Origin of the sequence: Psychrobacter immobilis, from assembly GCF_904846185.1 — a bacterium.
Classification (GTDB): Bacteria; Pseudomonadota; Gammaproteobacteria; order Pseudomonadales; family Moraxellaceae; genus Psychrobacter; species Psychrobacter immobilis_B.
This window is the reverse complement of the sequence record NZ_CAJGZQ010000016.1, coordinates 17334-39314: the sequence shown is the minus strand read 5'-3', so window position 1 is coordinate 39314 and position 21981 is coordinate 17334. Positions and strand designations below refer to the sequence as shown.

General features: G+C 44.0%; 18 protein-coding genes. 11 read left to right on the top strand and 7 right to left on the bottom strand.

Annotated elements, in window-relative coordinates; all coding sequences use genetic code 11:
• Positions 1 to 35: 35 nt before the first annotated feature.
• Positions 36 to 899 carry a universal stress protein gene (locus tag JMW94_RS09800; RefSeq protein ID WP_201604258.1) on the bottom strand — a complete coding sequence of 288 codons (864 nt, stop codon included), beginning with the start codon at positions 897 to 899 and terminating at the stop codon, positions 36 to 38.
• A gap of 297 nt (positions 900 to 1196) precedes the next feature.
• Here JMW94_RS09800 and JMW94_RS09795 point away from each other — a divergent pair, with 297 nt between their 5' ends.
• From JMW94_RS09795 to JMW94_RS09750, 10 genes are all read left to right on the top strand, one after another.
• A complete protein-coding gene (locus tag JMW94_RS09795) occupies positions 1197 to 1730 on the top strand; it encodes a DUF2058 domain-containing protein (RefSeq protein ID WP_201604256.1) in 534 nt (177 codons plus the stop codon).
• Between the two features lie 377 nt (positions 1731 to 2107).
• On the top strand, positions 2108 to 2512 hold the full coding sequence (locus tag JMW94_RS09790; RefSeq protein ID WP_201604254.1) for a hypothetical protein: 405 nt from the start codon (positions 2108 to 2110) through the stop codon (positions 2510 to 2512).
• A 260-nt stretch (positions 2513 to 2772) separates the two neighbouring features.
• Positions 2773 to 4959, top strand: coding sequence for an FAD-dependent oxidoreductase (locus JMW94_RS09785; RefSeq protein WP_201604252.1), 2187 nt, complete (start codon positions 2773 to 2775; stop codon positions 4957 to 4959).
• A 7-nt stretch (positions 4960 to 4966) separates the two neighbouring features.
• Positions 4967 to 6274: an ABC transporter substrate-binding protein gene (locus JMW94_RS09780; protein ID WP_201604250.1), complete on the top strand. Its 1308-nt coding sequence runs from the start codon at positions 4967 to 4969 to the stop codon at positions 6272 to 6274.
• Positions 6271 to 8058: an ABC transporter permease gene (locus tag JMW94_RS09775; RefSeq protein WP_201604248.1), complete on the top strand. Its 1788-nt coding sequence runs from the start codon at positions 6271 to 6273 to the stop codon at positions 8056 to 8058. The genes JMW94_RS09780 and JMW94_RS09775 overlap by 4 nt, the downstream gene beginning before the upstream one ends.
• 99 nt (positions 8059 to 8157) lie before the next feature.
• A complete protein-coding gene (locus tag JMW94_RS09770) occupies positions 8158 to 8802 on the top strand; it encodes an ATP-binding cassette domain-containing protein (protein WP_087814193.1) in 645 nt (214 codons plus the stop codon).
• A 71-nt stretch (positions 8803 to 8873) separates the two neighbouring features.
• The gene (locus JMW94_RS09765) at positions 8874 to 9509 is read left to right on the top strand and encodes a CDP-alcohol phosphatidyltransferase family protein (RefSeq protein ID WP_087814194.1); all 636 of its coding nucleotides are present in this window, start codon (positions 8874 to 8876) and stop codon (positions 9507 to 9509) included.
• A gap of 24 nt (positions 9510 to 9533) precedes the next feature.
• Positions 9534 to 10343: a sterol desaturase family protein gene (locus JMW94_RS09760; RefSeq protein ID WP_201604246.1), complete on the top strand. Its 810-nt coding sequence runs from the start codon at positions 9534 to 9536 to the stop codon at positions 10341 to 10343.
• 235 nt (positions 10344 to 10578) lie between these two features.
• Positions 10579 to 11133 (top strand): carboxymuconolactone decarboxylase family protein, encoded by a 555-nt coding sequence (locus JMW94_RS09755; protein ID WP_201604244.1) that lies wholly within the window; start codon positions 10579 to 10581, stop codon positions 11131 to 11133.
• Positions 11134 to 11302: 169 nt separating this feature from the next.
• Positions 11303 to 11956, top strand: coding sequence for a DsbA family protein (locus tag JMW94_RS09750; protein WP_201604242.1), 654 nt, complete (start codon positions 11303 to 11305; stop codon positions 11954 to 11956).
• A 194-nt stretch (positions 11957 to 12150) separates the two neighbouring features.
• Here the strand turns inward: JMW94_RS09750 and JMW94_RS09745 are convergent, their stop codons facing one another.
• From JMW94_RS09745 to speB, 6 genes are all read right to left on the bottom strand, one after another.
• Positions 12151 to 12762: a TetR/AcrR family transcriptional regulator gene (locus tag JMW94_RS09745; RefSeq protein WP_201604240.1), complete on the bottom strand. Its 612-nt coding sequence runs from the start codon at positions 12760 to 12762 to the stop codon at positions 12151 to 12153.
• Between the two features lie 185 nt (positions 12763 to 12947).
• Positions 12948 to 14471, bottom strand: coding sequence for an aldehyde dehydrogenase family protein (locus JMW94_RS09740; protein ID WP_201604238.1), 1524 nt, complete (start codon positions 14469 to 14471; stop codon positions 12948 to 12950).
• 171 nt (positions 14472 to 14642) lie between these two features.
• Positions 14643 to 16049 carry a YjiH family protein gene (locus JMW94_RS09735; protein WP_201604236.1) on the bottom strand — a complete coding sequence of 469 codons (1407 nt, stop codon included), beginning with the start codon at positions 16047 to 16049 and terminating at the stop codon, positions 14643 to 14645.
• Positions 16030 to 17841 carry a D-lactate dehydrogenase gene (gene dld / locus JMW94_RS09730; RefSeq protein ID WP_201604234.1) on the bottom strand — a complete coding sequence of 604 codons (1812 nt, stop codon included), beginning with the start codon at positions 17839 to 17841 and terminating at the stop codon, positions 16030 to 16032. The genes JMW94_RS09735 and dld overlap by 20 nt, the downstream gene beginning before the upstream one ends.
• Before the next feature lie 157 nt (positions 17842 to 17998).
• A complete protein-coding gene (locus JMW94_RS09725; protein ID WP_201604232.1) occupies positions 17999 to 19723 on the bottom strand; it encodes a 5-guanidino-2-oxopentanoate decarboxylase in 1725 nt (574 codons plus the stop codon).
• Positions 19724 to 19847: 124 nt separating this feature from the next.
• The gene (gene speB / locus JMW94_RS09720; RefSeq protein ID WP_055125012.1) at positions 19848 to 20816 is read right to left on the bottom strand and encodes an agmatinase; all 969 of its coding nucleotides are present in this window, start codon (positions 20814 to 20816) and stop codon (positions 19848 to 19850) included.
• A gap of 233 nt (positions 20817 to 21049) precedes the next feature.
• Between speB and JMW94_RS09715 the strand changes: the two genes are divergently transcribed.
• The gene (locus tag JMW94_RS09715) at positions 21050 to 21949 is read left to right on the top strand and encodes a LysR family transcriptional regulator (RefSeq protein WP_201604230.1); all 900 of its coding nucleotides are present in this window, start codon (positions 21050 to 21052) and stop codon (positions 21947 to 21949) included.
• Positions 21950 to 21981: the final 32 nt, after the last annotated feature.

Genomic DNA, 21981 nt, shown 5'->3' with positions numbered 1-21981 from the left:
GATTGCACCTCGCTATTATAAACCTTACCGAGTTTTCAACGTACTAAAATCACAGGAGATAGCGTGCTGGCGATAATTTCTGTCGTGGTACTACCAAGAAATAATTGTTGCAATTTCGAATGTCCATAAGCACCCACCACCATGATATCAATGTGGTTTTCTACCTGAAATCTTAACAAGCCATCAACGGCATCGGAGGCAGATAAATGATGTGCCGCTACGCTAAAACCTGCATCCTCCAATTGTGCCGCTGCGGCGCTTAAGCTCTGTTTTGACGCGTCGTTATGATTGCCTATCATGACGATATGACCTTGCAATCCTTTTAGCACAGGACTTCTCGCAACCATCCATGCTGCTTTAATAGCCGTTTTGCTACCATCAAAAGCTATCATATATGAGCTAGGCTCTTTGAACGTCTCTGAGCAAATCAATATAGGAACGTCAGATGCGCGGGCAACGGTTTCGATTTGGCTACCGATATTAATACGGCTGCTTTTGTGATCTTCACCTCGGCGTCCCATGACGATGGCACGATTTTCTGCTTTAAAATGCTCAATGGCAGGTAACAGCTTGCCGCGACGTTGGTAGATACGAATATCGACCTGAGTAAAGTTGCCTTGGATATGGCTTTTTGCGTCTTGTACCAAAGCATTGCTATAACTGTTCACCACCTTCGCTCTTTGCTCGTCTAACTGTGTCAATTCCTCCAATAAAAACTGGCGGCTATTGACTCCTATTGCGCCTGACAAATCGCGTCTGGTCGAGGCTGGAACCTCACTCACATGTAACAACGCTACGGGTAAATTTAACTTACTGGCATACCATGCTGCATAGTCACAAACCGATTCAGTCACTGCCGAGCCGTCTATACAGGCTAAAATGTGCTGTGATGTTGTCATATTCCGTCCTTAAATTTAACGATTTAATCCTATACAGCTTTCTATGCCCACTATAAATATGGTCACCGAAAAACATGGTTACCAAAGAACATAGTTACCAAAAAGCATATCGGCAGAAAAAGCATATCCACTGCCTTGATAATAACCAATTTAAATGGCTTCAGCCAGCGATGTGTGCCCACTTCTACCATAATTAAAAAAAGTCTTGTCATCGTCTAACAACATGCCGTAGCGAATTTTGCTACAATGGTTTTTTAGCATTTATGATTTAAGTATCCTTATCTAGGTGATGGAATTATGGCAAAAAATGCCCTACAGGCTCAGTTATTAAAAGCGGGATTGGTGGATAGCAAAAAAGCCAAGAAAATCAGCAAGCAGACTCAGCATGCCAAGCGTACTGGTGACTCAGAAAGCATGGAAGCAAAAAAAGCGTTGGCAGAAGCCCAAGCGAAAAAACTAGAGAAAGATCAAAAGCTCAATCAAGAAAAACAACGTGTTTTAGAAGAGAAGATGCTCAAGGCCAATATCGTACAAATGATTAAGCAGCATCAGATTGCTGATACCAATGGCGAGGTTAATTATCAATTTGTCGATAATGCTAAGGTTAAAAAAATCTTTGTCACTCAAAAACTATATGAGCAAATCGTCGCCGGTCATGTGGTGATTGCACGCTTAGAAGAAGGCTATGCCCTCCTTCCTCGTCCGTTGGCAGATCGCATCGATGCGAAAATGGAGGGCTTCATAGTCGTGTCTAACGATACATCAGAAGAAGTACTGGCAGAAGATGATCCTTATGCCGCCTATGTGATTCCAGATGATTTGATGTGGTAACCGTTCAATGTCTTGATGCTTATCATGTAAGCGAAAAGCCTTTCATGGACTATATCAGTCTATGAAAGGCTTTTTATTATGTAACAAACGAGCACCTTTAAGCGAGCCTTGCTGCTTTGGTTGAAAAACGTAACGATACTCTCGAACAGTAGCATGCTTGAGGCTACGAACTTGAACAACCATTCAATAACAACTACAATGCAGTTTATTGACCTACTGAGCGTTAGTATTTTATCTAATTTTGAGTAATCACTCAAAATAAACACTTTATTCATGCTTACTACCTAACAATAGTAGTCATTGCCAGATATTCCATTGATTAGACTTGCCAAACTCTTTCGCACTCACTTTCAACGCTTATTAAGAAGAAATAACTTATGCCAAAACATCTCCCTCTTTCACTGTTATTGCTTCGACTGGGTATTTTCATTGTTTTTTTAGTCTGGACTTTAGATAAGCTGATTAATCCTGATCATGCCGCAGGCGTCTTTTCTAGTTTTTATGGTTTTGAAAGTATAGGCGACACCGTGTTTTATGTCATTGGCGCGGCTCAATTCATCCTCATTCTGTTGTTCGTCACAGGATTATTCAAAACTTGGACTTACGGCATTATCTTGCTACTTCATTCGATTTCGACGTTCTCAACCTTTGGCTTATATCTCAAGCCTTTTGATAACTTGTTGTTCTTTGCAGCATGGCCGATGTTGGCTGCGTGTTTGGCGCTTTTCTTAATGAGAGACTGGGATACCTTAACCTTGGGCAAAAAAGTTTCTTTAGCCTAAACATCAGTCATATTTATCGTTAGATTGGACTGGATTGAACATGCAAGAATATAAATACTAGCGTCCGAAACTCAAGCGCTATACTATGAAGACTACTAAGTTAGCTGTTTTATTGTATATAAATGCACAAACCATGCAAAAAACTTAACGCAATTATCGTTACCACTAACTTGTCATTACCACTAACATGGTCAAGGTTCTTAATCATAAAAGAATGACGATGACTTTAGCCTTCGCTCTACTACTTAGCCGGATATTTTATGATTAAAAGCATATTGTTAATACTGTTAATATTAATATTGGCAGCAAGCTTTTTCTACTTTGACCTCAATCAATTACTGACGCTTGACGGTTTAAAAGGCTCAATGGCGCAATTTAACGACTATAAAACGCAATCACCATTATTGATTATCGGTGGATTCTTTTTACTTTATATCGTTGTCACCGCCCTATCCTTACCGGGTGCCGCTATTTTAACCTTGGCAGCTGGCGCATTATTTGGTTTATGGCAAGGGTTACTGGTCGCCTCATTTGCCTCCAGTATTGGCGCGACACTCGCCTTTTTAACCTCACGTTATTTACTGCGTGATACGATTAAGCAGCGCTTTCCTGAGCGCTTAGCAGCCATTGATGCTGGCGTCGAAAAAGAAGGCGGATTTTACTTATTTACCCTACGCTTAGTGCCGATATTTCCGTTCTTTTTGATTAATTTACTCATGGGTGTCACCGCGATTAAAGCGAGGACATTCTATTGGGTAAGCCAAATCGGTATGCTCGCTGGTACCTTCGTGTATGTCAATGCAGGTACGCAATTGGCGCAAATTGACAGTTTGTCGGGAATTTTATCGTTTAATTTGATTGTCTCATTTGCGTTGTTAGGTTTTTTCCCATTAATCGCAAAAGGCATATTAAATATGCTAAAAAAACGCCGCGTCTATAAAAACTATAGTAAACCAAAAAAATTCGATCGGAACATGATCGTGATTGGCGCAGGTGCTGGCGGGCTAGTCACTAGCTATATCGCGGCGACCGTCCGAGCAAAAGTAACCTTAATCGAAGCGGGCGAGATGGGTGGTGACTGCTTAAACTATGGCTGTGTACCCAGTAAAGCCCTCATTAAAAGCGCAAAAGTGGCAGAACAAATGCGCCATGCTGATCGTTACGGCTTGGAGAATACACCACCAGAGTTTTCATTTAAGAACGTCATGACCCGCATTCATAAAGTCATCGCTGACATCGCCCCAAATGATAGCGTCGAGCGTTATACGGACTTGGGTGTCGAAGTGCTAAAAGGCTATGCCAAATTCATCGACCCGTGGACAGTAGATATTGCGCTAAACGATGGTGGCACGCAAACCCTTACCGCACGCTCCATCGTTATCGCTACTGGCGCGCGTCCATTTATCCCAGACTTACCGGGTTTGAAAGAAACCGGCTATGTGACCAGCGATACTATATGGAATAAATTTACCGAATTAGAAGCAGCACCGAAAAAGCTGGTCGTCCTTGGCGGCGGACCAATCGGCTCTGAGCTGGCGCAAGCCTTTGCACGCTTAGGCTCCAATGTGACCCAAATCGAAAGAGGCGCGCGTCTGATGAAAAAAGAAGACGTGGAAGTCTCAGAATTTGCGCAGAAAGTCCTCGTTGAGAGCGGCGTAAATATTTTAACCTCGCATCAAGCGATTCGCTGTGAAACTCGCGATGGTAAAAAGTTCATTATCGTTGAAGCGCAAGGCGGCAGTACCGTTAAGCAAGACCGTCAAAACAAGCAAGAAATCGCAATTGAATATGATGAGTTGCTTTGTGCCGTTGGACGTAGTGCCCGCTTACAAGGTTATGGCCTTGAAAATTTGGGCATCGAAACGGAGCGTACGATTGATACCGATGACTATTTAGAAACCCTTTACCCTAATATCTACGCCGCTGGTGATGTCGCTGGTCCTTACCAATTTACTCATGTGGCCTCCCATCAGGCATGGTACGCCGCCGTAAATGGTTTGTTTGGACATCTAAAGAAGTTTAAAGTCGATTACCGCGTCATTCCGTGGACAACCTTTATCGATCCAGAAGTCGCACGCGTGGGCTTAAATGAGCAAGAAGCTATCGAAAAAGGCATCGATTTTGAAATTACCCGCTACAACTTTAAAGACTTAGATCGCGCGGTGACGGAAAGTGCCAATCATGGTTTTATCAAAGTCATTACGCCTAAAGGCAAAGATAAAATACTGGGCGTGACCATCGTCGCTGAGCATGCTGGGGACTTAATGCCAGAATTCATACTGGCGATGAAGCACGGTTTAGGGCTGAATAAAATACTCGGCACTATCCATATGTATCCAACGTGGGCGGAGGGGAATAAGTACGCGGCTGGTGAATGGAAACGTAATCATGCGCCCGAAACGGTATTAAACTGGCTTGAGAAATACCATACATGGCGCCGAGGTTAGAACATAAATGTACGTTATTAAATCTTTACCAGCTTTGACCACGTTAAAAAATCTAAGCCGCTATAGCGCCTACGCTATGGTGCTTAGCGTTTGTATTGGTATATCAGCAAGCACTGCCTCACCCACTACTGCTAACCTTAATCAAAATTTATCATCTTGGCAGCAGATAGAGGCGCAAGGTAGCAATCAAGATGTCTACTTCTATGCGTGGGGCGGTGACCCGCAAATCAATGCCTATCTACAGTGGGCCGCCGAGCAAGTCGATGACAAATATAATATTAACTTGGTTCATGTCAAATTGAGTGACACCAGTGAAGCCGTCAGTCGCGTACTCGCAGAAAAATCAGCCAATAATAACGATAAAGGCAGCGTGGATCTCATCTGGATAAATGGTGCCAACTTTGCCACCATGAGTGAGAACTCGTTATTGCTGAAACAGTGGGCGAACAAGCTTCCTAACTTTGCGTTGACCGATCCAGATAATAATCCTGCGGTTAACTTTGATTTTGGTGTACCGACCAATGGTATGGAAGCGCCATGGGGACAAGCCTCGCTGACTTTTTATTACGACAGCTTATCAACTAACAAACCACCAACTACTTTAAATCAGCTAGTCAATTGGACAGCGCAAAACCCCGGACGATTTAGCTACCCAAAGCCGCCTGACTTTTTAGGCATGAGCTTTTTAAAATATGCCTTAGTCATGCTACACGAGCAACATGATGCGAAAACAGGCGAAAATACCAAGGCACAGCTGAACCTGCCAGCTACTGAGCAAAATACAGATATTATATTATCCCCTTTATGGACGTTTCTAGATAATTTGCACCCCGCCCTATGGCGTAAGGGTGAGCAGTTTGTGCAAACGGGCGCGCACATGCGGCGTTTGGTCGATGATACCGAGCTGAGCTTGGCCTTTACTTTTTCTGCACCTGAAGTACCCGCAGCCGTGCAGCGTTATGATTTACCCCAGAGCATTCGTAGCTATGCCATGAGCGATGGCAGCTTAAGTAACACCCATTTTGTGGCGATTCCTTATAACGCCAGCCACCCACAAGCCGCGCAGCTAGTGGCAAACTTCTTGCTAAGCCCAGAAGCACAGGCTAGAAAGCAAACGCCTGCTGTGTGGGGTGATAAAACCGTACTCATCCAATCGACGCTCGACCCTGAGCAACAAGCGCTATTCAAGACTAACAAACCGCATCCGAGCGCCCTACCTGTTGACGCTATAAAACGTACCGTGAATGAACCACATCCGAGCTGGGTTGATGCCATTATGCAAGGCTGGCAGACACGTTATGGAGTCAGCCCATGAGTAAAGATTCTAACAATAAAAGGGAGAAGAAAAACGTCAATTCCGCAACAAGCACTCGCATAACCGCGCCTTATAAAACAGATCTATTTACGCGTACCGTCTCCTTGAGTCCGACATTTTTACTGCTGCTACTGATATTACCGGTGCTCGGTGGTCTGCTCAGTGTGCTGTTACCTGCCTTTAGCTGGGTGCCTGCACTTGAGAAAACGACCTTTAGTCTACAAGGTTTTAACGATCTTTGGCACACGCCTGGTCTTACCCAAATGGTAGCGTTAAGCATCGCTACTGGTTTGATAAGCACGCTACTCGCTTTTGTCATAGCATTGATGATATTGGCGGCATTTTTTAATAGCGTTTGGTTGACCCGTATTGAGCATTTACTTAGTCCAATCTTGGTCATTCCTCATGCAGCAGCAGCCATCGCCGTTGGTTTTTTAATTGCGCCTTCTGGTATGTTTTCACGCCTTATATCACCATGGCTAAGTGGCTGGGAATTGGCTCCAGACGGTATATTTCCACATGACCCCTACGGCATCAGTATTATCTTAGGTTTAACCTTAAAAGAGCTGCCATTTTTATTACTCATGGCACTAGGCGCTTTGGCACAACCAGAGCTTGGTAAAAAGCTACGGCGGCAGTATAAAGTCGCGCTAAATCTCGGCTATTACCCCATTACTGCCTTTTTTAAAGCGGTACTTCCTGTCCTCTATCCTTTTTTACGTTTGCCTATCTTAGCCGTGCTTGCCTATGCCAGTGCCAGTGTCGAGATGCCATTGATACTCGGTCCAAACACGCCGCCAACACTGGCGGTCACTATCATGCAATGGTTTAACGATGTTGATTTAAACTTACGTATAAAAGCCTCGGCGGGCGCGTTATTACAGCTGGCGTTGACGGGTGGTTTAATCGCTTTGTGGCTGGGTGCTGAGAAAGCGATAAAAACTTGCTTTAATGGCACGTTGATAAATGGTAAGCGCCACTATGCCGATGTCATATGGCAAAAAATCACCGCAGCGTTGACCACTGTGGTAATTGGCTTTATCTTGCTAGCGCTCATTGGGCTGGTAATGTGGTCAGTGGCTGGTTTTTGGCGTTTCCCAGCTGTATTGCCAGAGCAGTTAGTGTTATTACATTTTCAAAGCGCCTTTACGCAAATGGGTACGCCGCTATTTAATACCATTACAATCGGTATCGTGAGTACTATATTTGCCATTGTGCTGACTTTATTGTGTTTAGAAGCTGAGCAATTAAGTAAAAAGCCACTTTCAAAATTTACCAGTTTAATTATCTATTTGCCGCTGTTAGTGCCGAGCATTGCTTTTTTATTTGGCTTAGTATGGCTACAGCAACTGGTGAATAATCAAACGGCATTTTTTAATGTGGCATTTGCCCATCTGCTCTTTGTGCTGCCCTATGTGTTTTTATCGCTTGCTAGCAGTTATCGACGTCTAGACCCTCGTTTTGCTCATGTAGCGGCAAGCCTTGGTGCAACTCCTGCTAGAGTATTTTTGCAGGTGAAATTACCACAACTGTTTGCGCCGTTGTTAATTGCCATTGCCCTTGGTTTAGCCATTAGCTTTGGTCAATACTTACCGACATTATTGGCAGGTGGCGGACGAATCGCCACCATCACCACAGAAGCCGTAACCCTCGCTAATGGTGCCAGTAGACGCACCAGTGCAGTGTATGCCATCATCCAAATGGCGCTACCCTTAGTTGGCTTTATATTGGCGTGGATATTGCCAAAGTACTTCTTTAAAAGTGGTAAAAATAGCAGCCGTTAAAACGTTTTTTAAAATATATTCGTTTTGAAGAGCACTGATTCTAAATAGCACTAATTTTGAAAATACCTAATAATAAAAACGCAAAGAAAAGGGCCTTTGATGCAATCCTCTTTACAGATAAAAAACTTACAGTTATATCGAAAAGGCGAGCTACTACTCAGCCTAGATGAGCAGATTGCTGGTGGTGAAATACTAACCATCATGGGTCCATCTGGCAGTGGTAAATCGAGTTTATTGAATTGGCTCACAGGTATATTGCCAAATGGTTTTACCGCTATTGGTGAGGTCTGGTTAAATGATGAAAATGTAAGCCATCTGCCGACGCATCTGCGGCATATTGGGGTACTGTATCAAGATGCCCTACTGTTTTCGCATTTATCGGTCGCAGGTAATATTGCGTTTGCGATGCCTAAAAGTAATAAAAACAGCAATAAAAAACAGCGCCGTGAAAAAATAGAACAAGCGCTGGCACAAGTGGGGCTAGCAGGCATGGGAGATCGCCATCCTGATAATTTATCGGGCGGACAACAAGCACGAGTGGCGCTACTGCGCACCTTGCTCAGCGCACCAAAAGCGATACTACTTGATGAGCCTTTTAGCAAGCTTGATACCCAACTTCGAGTAGATACGCGGCAACTGGTGTTTGAGCAAATCCGCACTCATAAACTTCCCGCCATCATGGTCACGCACGATTATAGCGATGCTGAGGCCGCAAACGGTAAAGTTATTCATTTAGACCTGTAGTTTTAGGCTTATACTTTTAAACTTGTAGATCTAAATTCTAAACATCAAAGCGAAATACAAAAGGCAAGCGCATGCTAGATAAATTTCTTACGCCCATGATTAAGCCGATACTAAGCCCTGTCGTCGTTGTCTTGCACAAACGCGGTATTACGGCTGATCAACTCACGGTGGCAGGCTTTTTAATCGGTATGTTAGCGGTGCCATTACTGGCGTTTGAGCTTTGGTATGGCGCACTGGCAGCCATTGCATTAAATCGTATTTTTGATGGTCTTGATGGCGCTTTAGCCCGTTATGCAAAGCAAAGCTCTAGCGCAGGCGGCTACTTAGATATTACGCTCGACTTTTTATTTTATGCCGCCATCCCGCTGGGTTTTATATTGGCAAATCCTGAACAGAATGCCATTGCTGGCGCTTTATTACTCGCGACCTTTATTGGCACAGGCTCTAGCTTCTTAGCGTTTGCCATTGCTGCGGAAAAGTTTACACTGAATAAACCGCAGTTTAAATATAAGAGTTTTTATTATTTAAACGGTTTGACTGAGGGCACCGAAACCATCGCACTGTTTGTCGCTTTTTGCCTGTGGCCACAGCACTTTGTATTACTCGCCAGCATTTTTGCCACTGCTTGCGCAATTACGATTTTTACCCGTATCCATGGTGGCTACCATACCCTTAAACAGCTAGAAATAGATAAAAACAGTATATAAATATAATAAGTTAAGAGGCAGCTAATGACTAACGAAGTATGGTGGCGGCTTGGGTTCTTTTTAAGCATTTTAGTGATTATGATGCTGATAGAATGGCGCATGCCTGCACGTCAAGCACCGATCAAAAGCAGCAAACGCTGGTTCGCTAACTTTGGCTTGGTGTTTGCGTCATCCGTTATTGCTCGTCTAGCGGTGCCTGTCGGTCTAACGGCTGTGGCGCTTTATAATCAGCAGCATGGGATTGGTCTATTTAATATCATCAATTTGCCAAGCATTGTCGTCATCATACTAAGCTTAATATTGCTCGACATCATCATTTACTGGCAGCATCGATTATTTCACCGCGTGCCTATGCTATGGCGTCTGCATAAAGTCCATCACGCTGATGCACATGTCGATGCCAGTACAGGGCTTAGATTTCATCCCATTGAAATCGTTTTAAGCATTCTAGTGAAGCTCGTTGCCGTCAGCTTGTTGGGCGTTCCTGCCATCGCCGTATTGATATTTGAGATTGCGTTAAATGGCTTAGCGATATTTAACCATGCCAATATTCGCCTGCCACCTTCGCTTGAAAAACCGCTGCGATTAATATTAATGACCCAGATTTTGCACCGTATTCACCATAGCCAACGCGTCAGTGAAACCAACTCAAATTATGGCTTTAGTGTCATTTGGTGGGATTGGATTTTTGATAGTTATAAGGGTAAAGCAAAGCAGTCTGATAATGAGCTAGATATTGGACTAAAAGAATACCCAGCAGCCAAACAAAATGCTTCGCTATGGGGATTGTTAACAATGCCATTTAGCAATGACTTGGTTAAGAAAAACAAATAACTGTCGTGATGCCGCCTAGCTTTGAATGTAAGTCAAAGTTACAAACAACTTGAGCATTCACTCAAATATTATTTGAACGATTGCTCAAAATGAATTATAGTGGCTGCAGTTGTTAAGCGACTCAAGTAAATTCCATTGATTAATATGAGTAATCGCTCAAATAAATGTTTGGCTCTTTAGTCACTTGCACACTTACTTTACAACAATTTATTAATAATGAATAAAAGGTTTTAATATGACTGACTTCACTCTACACGACAAAGACACAGCCCCAGCAGAAAGTAAAGATTTGCTTGATGTATCTATCAAAGCATTTGGCATGGTACCTAATCTACATGCCGTCATGGCTGAAGCGCCTGGCTTGCTCGAAGGCTACCAACAGCTACATCAACTATTTTTAGACAGCAGTTTTGATGATGAGGAAACCACTGTTGTATGGCAAACCATCAACGTCGAGCATGAGTGTCATTATTGCGTCCCTGCTCATACAGGTATTGCCAAAAGTATGAAAGTAAATGATGCAATCACCGAAGCATTGCGTAACGAGACGCCACTACCAACTCCAAAACTAGAAGCATTACGCGACTTTACGCTATCGGTCGTTCGTGATCGTGGTAATGTAAATGATGACGCAGTTCAAGCGTTCTTAGATGCAGGCTTTACTAAACGTCAGATTTTAGAAGTGGTTCTTGCAGCGGCTCAAAAAGTAATGAGCAACTACACCAACCATTTAGCCAACACGCCAATCGACAAGCCTTTCGAAAAGTTTGAATGGCATAAAGCTGTCTAATTGAAGCTGACTAATTGTGTAAAATACAAATTGTGTAAAATACAAAGGGCTATTCTAGATTATTTTATTTAGGATAGCCCTTTGTATAAGGCCTATAAGAAAACATCATATACAAGTAAGTACAGTATATAAGAAGACCATTTATCTAAGCATACAATAAGGAGCCACTATGAGTGATTTAAAAAAGCCATTACGAATAGATATCGTGTCGGACGTGGTCTGCCCTTGGTGCGCTATCGGCTATAGTCAACTAGCCGAGGCATTAAAACAAACCAACACTCCGCACGAGATTCACTGGCATCCATTTGAGTTAAATCCTAATACACCGCACGAAGGACGAAACTATCGTGAGCATATCATGGAGAAGTACGGTACGACTGCTGAGGACATTCAAGAGAACCGAGCTAGAATGACCGAAGCAGGTGCTGAAGCTGGATTTAATTTTCAGTTTACCGATGACTTTCATACTTACAATACTTTTAATGCGCATCAGTTGCTGCATTGGGCTGATCAGCAAGGACGTATACACGACCTAAAACAAGCATTGTTCGTCGCACATTTCGTCGATAATAAAAATGTGGCTGACAGTACCGTACTTGCAGATGTGGCAGCAGAAATCGGACTGGATCGTAGCGAAGCACTGGCGATCTTAAAAGATCAGCGATTTGCTGCAGCGGTAGAAAAAGAAAAGCAGCATTGGCAGCAACAAGGCATTCAAAGTGTGCCATCTATGGTTTTCAATGAGCGTCATTTAATTAGCGGTGCTCAAGGTGTTGAGAATTATAAAAGCATTTTGCAGCAGTTGGCTGACATGCCAGACTAAATCATCTATTGATGGTTGAGTTTTCAAGACTAAGGGTTTTAGAAAAGCTAAGGGTTTTAGAGTTTCTGTATAGCCCGAGACTATACAGTAACGCTAAAACCCTTTTTTTTCATACCAAAAATATCTTAGCAATCAGCCTTACTTAATCGGCAATAACCCTTTAGCAGTGCTTATTTGCAAATAGTCAACATGCACTACACGCCAGTATGCTTATCAATACGCAGTGCTTCTATAGAGAGCGCCATATCTTCAGCCAACGCTTGCACCGCTGCACTCTCGACATCACGCTGCGCAAAAGCACGCAGCCCCATGATTTCCGCCTGTAGTCGTCGTCCAAGCCTAGTCGCATCAAGCTCAGTATCCAATTCACCCAGCCGCTGTGCTTCGGTAAAGTAATTTATAAAACGCAGCTCCATACCTGCCAGCAGCATTTCAACTTTTTGTAGCGCTGTCTGCTCACGAGCACCAAGCTCCAGTAAGCTTTTGACCAGCATGCAAGCCTGACTTGGCAGCCCTTTATCACGAATACCGCCCAACTGACGCACGAAAGCGGCTAACCCCAACAGCGGCGATTGATAAGCGCCCATTACCCGCTCAAGCTCACTCAAACCTAGGCGAGCATAGTAGTCTAACGCTTCTTGAAATAATCCATCTTTACTGCCAAACGCAGCATAAATGCTTCCTGGACGCATATCGAGCGCCTCTTCTATGTCTTTTAACGAAGTAGCATGAAAGCCTTTTTGCCAAAAAAGCTGTAACGCGCGTTCTAAGGCATCCTGACGGTTATAAAGTGCGGTACGTGACATAGTTTTTCCATCTCAAAAGCCGTAATCTCATATAAAAATAAGCACAGCGATAAAATTTGAATGATTGCTCAATTTTATATCGAATGGCATTCTTAGTCCAGTAAAGTTAATTTACAGAGCAACTATCTTATTTAGCCATTGGTAGCAATATCAATGGCTAAATAAGATATGAAAGCGCCCAACGTTTAATGACTCAATAGCACATGCTTGCTTTTTTGATACGCAGACAAGCCATCTACGCCCAGCTCACGACCGATACCACTTTGCTTAAAGCCGCCCCACCCTGACTCTGGCAGTACAATTTGTTGTTCATTGATCCAGATATGACCTGCTTGAATATGTAGCGCCATCTCGACTGCCGCCGTTTCATCAGCGCTGACAATGCTCGCGGCCAAAGCAAACTGGCTATCATTGGCTAAAGCAATCGCCTCGGCATGGTCGGTAAACGTTTGACTCACTAGTACCGGCCCAAAAACTTCCTCTGTCCATAATCGACTGGTCACTGGAACATTGGTATAAATGGTCGGCATCGCAAAATACCCTTGTCGATTTAAGACCTCACCACCTGTGAGACAAGTCAGGTTTTCGGCAGCAGCAATGTCGAAATATTTTTTTACTTGATTCAGCTGCTGCTCACTAACCAGTGGACCCATTTGCGTGTCAGTGTCAAAGCCATCACCCATTTGCAAACTTTCTGTCTTAACTTTTAATGTGTCGAACAACGACTGAGCAATGCTTTCATGAACGAGCAGTCTTGAGGTGGCTGAACAGATCTGACCGGCATTGGTAAATATGCCACCGATGATTAAATCACAAGCGTAGTCGATCTCGGCATCTGCACATATGACAATGGCTGATTTACCACCCAGCTCTAGACTGACATCTTTGATACCTTTTGCCGCTTGGCTCATCACCTTTTCACCAACGGCGTTGCTACCAGTAAAGGAAATTTTGTCGATTAATGGATGGCAGGTCATGGCAGCGCCCACTTCAGCTGCACCCGGTAAAATATTAACGACTCCTTTCGGTAGTTTAATAGCAGACAATATATTGCCCAGCATCAACTCTGGCAATAATGTCACCTCGGAGGGCTTTAATAGCACCGTACAGCCTGCAGCCAATGCAGGAGCTAACTTCCAAGCAGTGGTCACCATTGGAAAATTCCACGGGACAATAAGGGCGCAAATACCAATAGGTGCATACGTTTTTAGCAAACGTATGCCTGACTCGCTAGTAGATACCTCCGACCAAGTCGCTTGTTCTGTGATGAAATTGGCATAATAGCGATAGCAGGCAATGGCATCGCTCACGTCTATTTTTGCCTCTTCAATGGGCTTACCGTTATTTAACACAGACAATCCCACCAATTTGTCAAACTGCCGATCCATCGTATCAGCAATGGCGTTGAGATACGATGCGCGCTCGCTTACGGCGGTTTGCGACCAAGATGGATACGCCGCAGAAGCCGCATTGACTGCCACTTCTACCTGTACCTTGGTACACAATCGAGTGGTAGCGATCATTGTTCCCGAATTTGAATCATATAAATCATAATTCGAATCATAGCTATCAGCATCAGCAGTATCGGTAGCAGGTGCTTCAATAGTCATCCATTTGCCATCTATATAGGCTGTATTTAACATCACTTCATCTTGAACCGTTTGGATGGCGCTTTCTCTAGTTAAACTGTTAGCATTCGTCATTTCCATGATGGTCAATCACCTTATATGGTTTGATATAATTGTTGTTATACCTATTGTCTTTATAAGTGTCTCTATAAATCATTCGCTAAATAATCAGTTTATTCTTTAGTTAGATAAACCGATTATTTAGCACATTATCTCGTTATGCTAGAGGCTGGGTTAATATTGACTGCATGGCTAATAAAGTAAATGTGCCACTGAGGTAATCACCACCAAACTGATCAGAGTACGAAGAATAAAAATCATAAACAGCTCTAACACATTCAGCTTGATGTTTGATTTCAAAATCAGCGCGCCCACTTCAGACATATAAATAATCTGAGTAATAGAACATGCACCAACGATAAATCTTGTCATCTCACTCTCAATACTTTTACCGACCAAGGCTGGCAAATACATATCCGCAAAGCCCATAATCATCGCTGGAGCCGCCTCTGCTGCCTCTGGAATTTGTAACAAATCAAGCAGCGGTACCAACGGTGTAGACAACCATTTAAACACAGGCGTATATTCGGCTAAGCCCAGACCAATCGTACCAATTGCGAAAATCACGGGGATTAGCCCAAAATAGATATCGAATAAATTCTTTACACTACGTTTGAATACTTGACCCAGACTTGGCATTGAGTGCGCGCGCGTCACAGCACGATTGACTGCCCACTGGTAAGTTGTGTACTGAGCAGGAATCCCTTCATCGAGCATACTTTTGCCAGAATGATAGGTGTCAGGCTTTAAGGAAAGTGGTGGTATACGCGGCATAATAATCGCGGCGATAAAGCCCGTCAAAGCAATGGTCAGATAAAAATAAACAAAGTTATCGTCCACGCCGATGGTTTTGGCGACGACGTAAGTAAAAGCGATAGAAGTCACCGAAAAAGTCGTCGCGATAATCGCCGCTTCACGCTGACTATAGTAGCTTTTATCATACTCCTGCATGGTCACCAGCAAACCGATAGAAGCCGCGCCAAACCAAGAGGACATCGCATCTACCGCTGAGCGTCCTGGCAACTTAAACAGCTTGACAAATATTTTGCTCGCCAGTGTGCCCAAAAACTCCATCAAACCAAAATCTGTCAAAAACGGTAACGATAAAATGGCGAAGAAAAACAAAGGAATCAAAATTGGAATCAAATCTTCAAAAATAACGCCGCCCGTATTACGATTAATAATAAACTCAGGGCCGACTTGCAGATAAATCATCCAGACAAACACCATCCCTAGCAATCGGGCAGTGAGCCAAAACCAATCAACATCGAAGAGTTTTTTGACTATAGAGTCTTCATGTAGGTTGGGCTTTAATACCTTCACAGCCAGCGCCCCAAGAAAGGATGTCGTCACGATTGCCATTGCCACATAAACGACAGAACCGCCCAACAAAGCTTGCAAAGCGTCCGTTAACACACCCAATAAAATCGTAACCTTTCCGTCCCATTGGAACGGTATTATAAATAGTGCAATGCCCAATGCTGAAAACAATAAAAACTTCCACATTGACGCACGCCACTGCTCTCCTTGCGGCGTTTCTGAATCGACAACATCGTTTCCTAATATCGGTTGCTGCGACTTATCGAGATAATTCGTCATTTAATTCCTCCTTGATGGGCGACGATCGCCAATTTTTCCATTTTGCTGTCTGACCAATGCCTGGATTTAGCGAATTGGTCGGATCTAGTTTTTTATAAAAAGTATGTAGTGCAGATTTTGCGGTATATACATGACCGACATTGTGTTCAGCAGGGTACTCTATACGACGTTGATCGTAGAACGCCAACAACTCATCCTTGAATTTTTTTGCATCCACTTCAAGGTATAACAGATAGTCTTGATGCATGACATGACAGAAAAAATGCCCCAAATAAAAGGGTTTACTGACCTGCTTTTGTAAGTTAATAGGTAGCACTTCATCCCAATCTACGGCATTCCTTGGTAAGGCAATGTCGGTAGATAATAGCTCGCCAAACCTTGTGTGGTTAAGATTGTAATAACGAAACATGGCAGCAGTTGCCGCACTACGAAACACCAATAATGCTTGGGATTCTGCTGCTGTACAAAGATGTACGACGCCTTGATGCTGCTGCATATGGGACTTTAGAAATACTTGAGCGGCGGCAATATGACCATGACTGCCGTTATCATTGCTATTATCATCGTCCGTATTATTGCCATCCGCGACTTTAATGATTAAATGATAACGATAGGAGCACGCCTGCTCAGCCAAAGAATTGGGTAATGACGGCGGCATGAAAACACCAGTCATTTGTAGCAGCCGATCTGGTAAAGTCTGAGGCAGTCGCCATTTATCCAAATAATAGCCAATCTTGGCTTGTAACCGATACAATGCTCCTATCTTACTGGCTGGCAGTTTTCGCATACTTAAGCAAGTATCGCGGCCATAGCGCATGGTAATATCGTTGTAATCTTGATGCATATATTCTGCCAAAATAGGCAGGTTTAGCTCGCTTTTTAGCCACTGTTGCCTGAGTGTGGTCAAAGTATTGGCGTCATTAGTCGAGATATAAAACGTTTGCTCTTGCGTCGGTTTGGCAAATGTCGCGACTCGAACCGCAAAGACAATGACTTTGCCTGCTGAACCAGAGGCTTCATATAATCCGTTAGGGTCATTATTAAATCTGGCAGGTGTGTCTGCCTCGCAATCGCGCACTTTGTGTTGATAATGATGGTTTGTACAGGACTTGCTGTTGGCACTATCTGGATTTTTATTGAACGTGCCAGTTTGTAAATTCCTAAGCATCTCTTCTGGTTCTGCACCTAAATCAATGCCTAAGTGATTGATTAATTCAAACTCACCCATGGCATTACGTTTGGCAAATAGCGACATCTCGGTATACGCCGGACCACGCTGCACCAACATACCGCCAGAGCTGTTGCAAATACCGCCAATCACTGAAGCACCAACACAACTTGAGCCCAGCACTGAATGCGGCTCACGCCCTAATGGCGCAAGCTGAGACTCCAACTGCTGGAGGCTAGCCGCTGGCAAGGCAACAAGCTCTGCTGCATCATTGAGCAGATGAACACCGCCCAATCGTTGCATAGAAATCACGACGACTGCTCGATCGTACTCTCCGTAAGGTGTCGAGCCTCCTGTCAACCCTGTGTTAGCAGCCTGAGCAATAATAATCACATCAGCCGCCGCACAGAGATTAATGACGCGCCATAGTGCCACAAGAGAGTCTGGTATCACAACTGCCGCGACAGCATCCGTGATAGAAGCAATCGCTCCTTGTGTATACGACTGCTGCTGGCTGGGTTTGGTCAATACATTGGTCGCGCCAACAACGGCGGATAAATCCGTTAATAAGCTTGCCAGCGAGGTACTCAAGCGACCAGACGAGCGGTTAGCATGTGGCATCATAGACGTTCTTCCTTGAGCGACCAGCCTTTATTATGCTTAGTGTTGGTATAGTTGGTTCAATATAATTTAGATACAAGGAAGGCGAGTGAAAGCACTACAAATAGCAGACTAAGCAAGCCTGACACCGTATCTGATTTATATAGGATTAACTATATTGTTAGCTAAAGCAGGTGAACGTTTTACCCATTTCAATCAAAAAGTCATCGGCTTCATCAACTTCATAGATGATGGGTTGCTTACCTTTGATATCTTCTTTTAAAGCGTCGAGCAATTGCTGTTTGGCTGTGATTCTGCGATAACCTGCACCAAATCCTGCTGCCAGCGGCTCAAAGTTTGGCGTCTTAATATTAACCCCGATTAGTGGCAATCCACCCTCTTCCATATAACGACGAATCTCGCCATAGCCTTGGTTGTTCCACAGCAGCACAATCAATGGCAGCTCAAGCTCGGCGGCACAGATGAGTTCTGCGATGGTAAATTGAATACCGCCGTCGCCAATCAAGCTGACCACTGGACTGTTTGAACCAATCATGGCACCAATGGCAGCAGGCAAACCATAACCTAACGTGCCAAATCCAGTCGATGAATTAAACCATCGACGCGTCGCCAATGCCTCAAAACCAAGATTGCCGCTATAGACAGGCTGCGTTGAATCACCAACGAAGATGACGTCTTTCACTTCATCTCGAATCAATTGAAGTAGCGCATTTTGCCCAGCAAAGTCTGGTGTCATTCCTGCTAATAGTGCTTGTTTTGCCTCATTTACTCGTGATACCGCTTGATGATTTAACACCTGACCCTTTAAACGACTACATAGACCACTTACCGCCATTTGCGCATCGGACAATACTGCGATATCGGCTCTAAAAGGACGCTGTAATTGCTGGGCATCGCAGTCGATACGAATCAGCGTGCCATTGATTTTAAACTCGCCATTAAAGAACACATCATAATCAGTCTCACTCAGCTCAGTACCAATCGCCAATACCCAATCAGCCTCAGAAATAACGGCGCGACCTGCCTCTAATGACTGATTGCTACCCAAACTTAATGGGTGGCTAGGTGGCAGCAAACCTTTGGCATTGATGGTTAAAAACGTCGGTGCATCGATAAGCTCTGCCAGTTTTTGCGTGTCATGATCGACATCGACGCAGCCACCACCATAAAGTATCACTGGATTTTTTGCCGCTTTTAGAGATTCAACGATCAAATCTAATTGCGCAGGATTGGGCAGCGGTCTCATTACTTGAGGTAACGTTAAACCATGTGCATCAGTTGAATTTTTTACAAATTTATTTAAATAATTAGAGGGCTTTGCGACATGGCTGGCATCTGCGGTAATCACATCAATGGGCAGCTGGATATGCACTGGCCCTGGACGTGCGCCATTAAATAATGCAAACGCTTCAGCGATGACCTTGGGTAACGATTCAGGCTGCCAAATAGTTTTGCTCATGAGTGTAACCTTACTGACCATGCCTTGCTGATCGTGCAATTCATGCAAGTGCCCTTCACCGCTGCCCGTATCTGCCACTTTATTAACACTAGAAATCACTAGCATCGGTATAGAGTCTGCCAACGCCTGCGCCATGGCTGTCATGATATTGGTCATACCGGGGCCTGTGATAATAAAGCATACCCCGACTTTGCCAGACGCTCGGTAATAGCCATCAGCCATAAACCCCGCGCCTTGTTCATGACGCGGCGTCACGTGGCGGATGTTGGTGTTTGGTAGACCACGATATAGCTCGACCGTATGCACACCCGGAATACCAAATACGGTCTCTACCCCATAATACTCTAGCCACTGTACGAGCAGCTCACCACATGTCAGAGACGGCTTGGCGGGCGCTGAAGAAGATGTTTGAAGCGTTTGCGTCATGAGTTAATCATCCTAAAAAGTTCAATCGCGTTTAAATAAGTTGTTCAGTGTTAAACCCAAGCTGCCCTTTAATCCCTTATAAAAAGCAGCTTGATAAAAAGCAGTTTGCGATTATAAATTATTCTTAATACACCGCCTTTACCTTATCGTCATAGCGCACACCCGGTAAGATACATAGCATCTCAAACAGCAAGTTTGCCGCCAATACTGAGGTGTTACCAAATGGATCATACGGCGGTGACACTTCTACTAAATCGCCACCCACCACATCAAGTCCGCGCATACCGCGAATGATTTCTATCGCTTGCGTTGAGGTCAAGCCACCGATTTCAGCAGTGCCCGTACCCGGTGCAAACGCAGGATCAATACCATCGATATCGAAACTTAAATAGACGGGGCCATCACCGAGCTTTTCGCGTACTTCTGCCATCAATGGCGTCAGCGACTTGTACCAGCATTCCTCGGCAGGCACCACACGAAAGCCTTGCTGGGTTGACCAATCAAACTCTTCGGCGCTATAGCCTGTACCACGTAAGCCAATCTGTACCACGCGGTTACCATCGATTAAGTTCTCTTCGACAGCACGGCGGAACGGTGTACCATGAGCGATTTTTTCGCCAAACATCTCATCGTTGATATCTGCATGCGCATCGATATGCACCATGCCGACAGGGCCGTGTTTTTTGGCAAGCGCACGTAAGATAGGCAAGGCAATGGTATGATCGCCGCCCAACGTCAATGGAATAGCACCATGATTCACGATTTTATCAGTATAGAATTTTTCGATGATATCAATGCTTTTTAGCAAGTTGAAAGTATTGATAGGCACGTCGCCGATATCAGCAACTTGTAAAGACTCAAAAGGCGCTGCACGAGTGGCGACATTATAGGGACGAATCATGCGTGATTCATCACGAATTTGTCGTGGACCCAATCGCGCACCGCTACGGTTTGACGCACCAATATCTAAAGGCACACCCACAAACGCCACATCTAACCCTTCTGCATCAGCTTGAGTCGGCAAGCGCATCATAGAAGCAAAGCCGCCAAATCTTGGCATATCGTTGCCGCTTAATGGTTGATTGAATTTCATAAATCACATCCTTGTTTCAGTTTGTTTAAAATAGGCAATTTTTTATATGCTTTGACAATACCTAAATATTTGAAGTCAGACCATGGTAAAATTTAGAAGTAAACTTCTTATTTTTCGTAGTAATTTAGATTTAACCGTTATTATCAGAAGTTTGATATAAATTTGATGTTAGAAAAGTGATAAATATAAGATTCATTTTGATAGACATCATAGCTACTGAGGAATAATGACCGATGCTAGATGAATTGATAAAAATAGACATCAAAACCTTGCGCAGCTTTATGGCGATTGTAGAGTGTCAGGGCGTGACAGCCGCACAGTCTCGCTTAAATGTGACGACCTCTGTCATTAGTGGTCATTTGACCCATTTAGAAGATCGCTTAGGTATGACGCTTTGTCATCGTGGGCGCGCGGGTTTTAAGCTGACAGAAGATGGCGCAGCGGTTTATGAAGCCTGTTTGAGTTTTACTGAAGCGGTTGCCAGTTTTCAGCATCAACTGCACTATATTCGCCAATTGGATTCGGTGCGTGGCGGTCATATCCGACTGTGTCTCATTGACCAGATGCCGACGTTTTTTTATGATGCTTTGCGCCAATGCTTGGCTGCTAGCTATCGTGACAATCCCCTTATCCACTTTTCTATCGATGTGCAAAGCCCTGAAAGCATGCTAGAGAAGCTGCTAAGCAACGAGAGTGATATTGGTGTGGGATATTTTGGCAGTTTTCCACCACTACTCACTTTTCAGCCCGCATTTATTGAAAAGCAGGTGGTCTGCTGTGGACGCGAGCATCGATTGTTTTATGGGTCAGAAGGGTTAACTTTTGAGGATTTGGAACAAAACTATCCATGGATAAAACGAGGCTATATTACCGATTTGAGTATCAATCATGTCCGTCCAAAAACCTTGAGTGCCACTACCTATCATATGGAGGCGACCGCGCAGCTCATTCTGGCGGGTCATCATGTTGGTTACTTGCCTAATGATTTAGCCAAGCGTTATGAAGAAATGGGGCTGATGAAAATACTACTGCCCAATGAGGCCAGTTACGAGGTCAAGCATCATTGGGCTTATCGAGAAAACTTACACAAACAAGTCGCCGAGTTTTTAAGTCAAATGACGCGTCTTTTGTGAATAATGACGGCAAATAGCTACATAGCTACCCT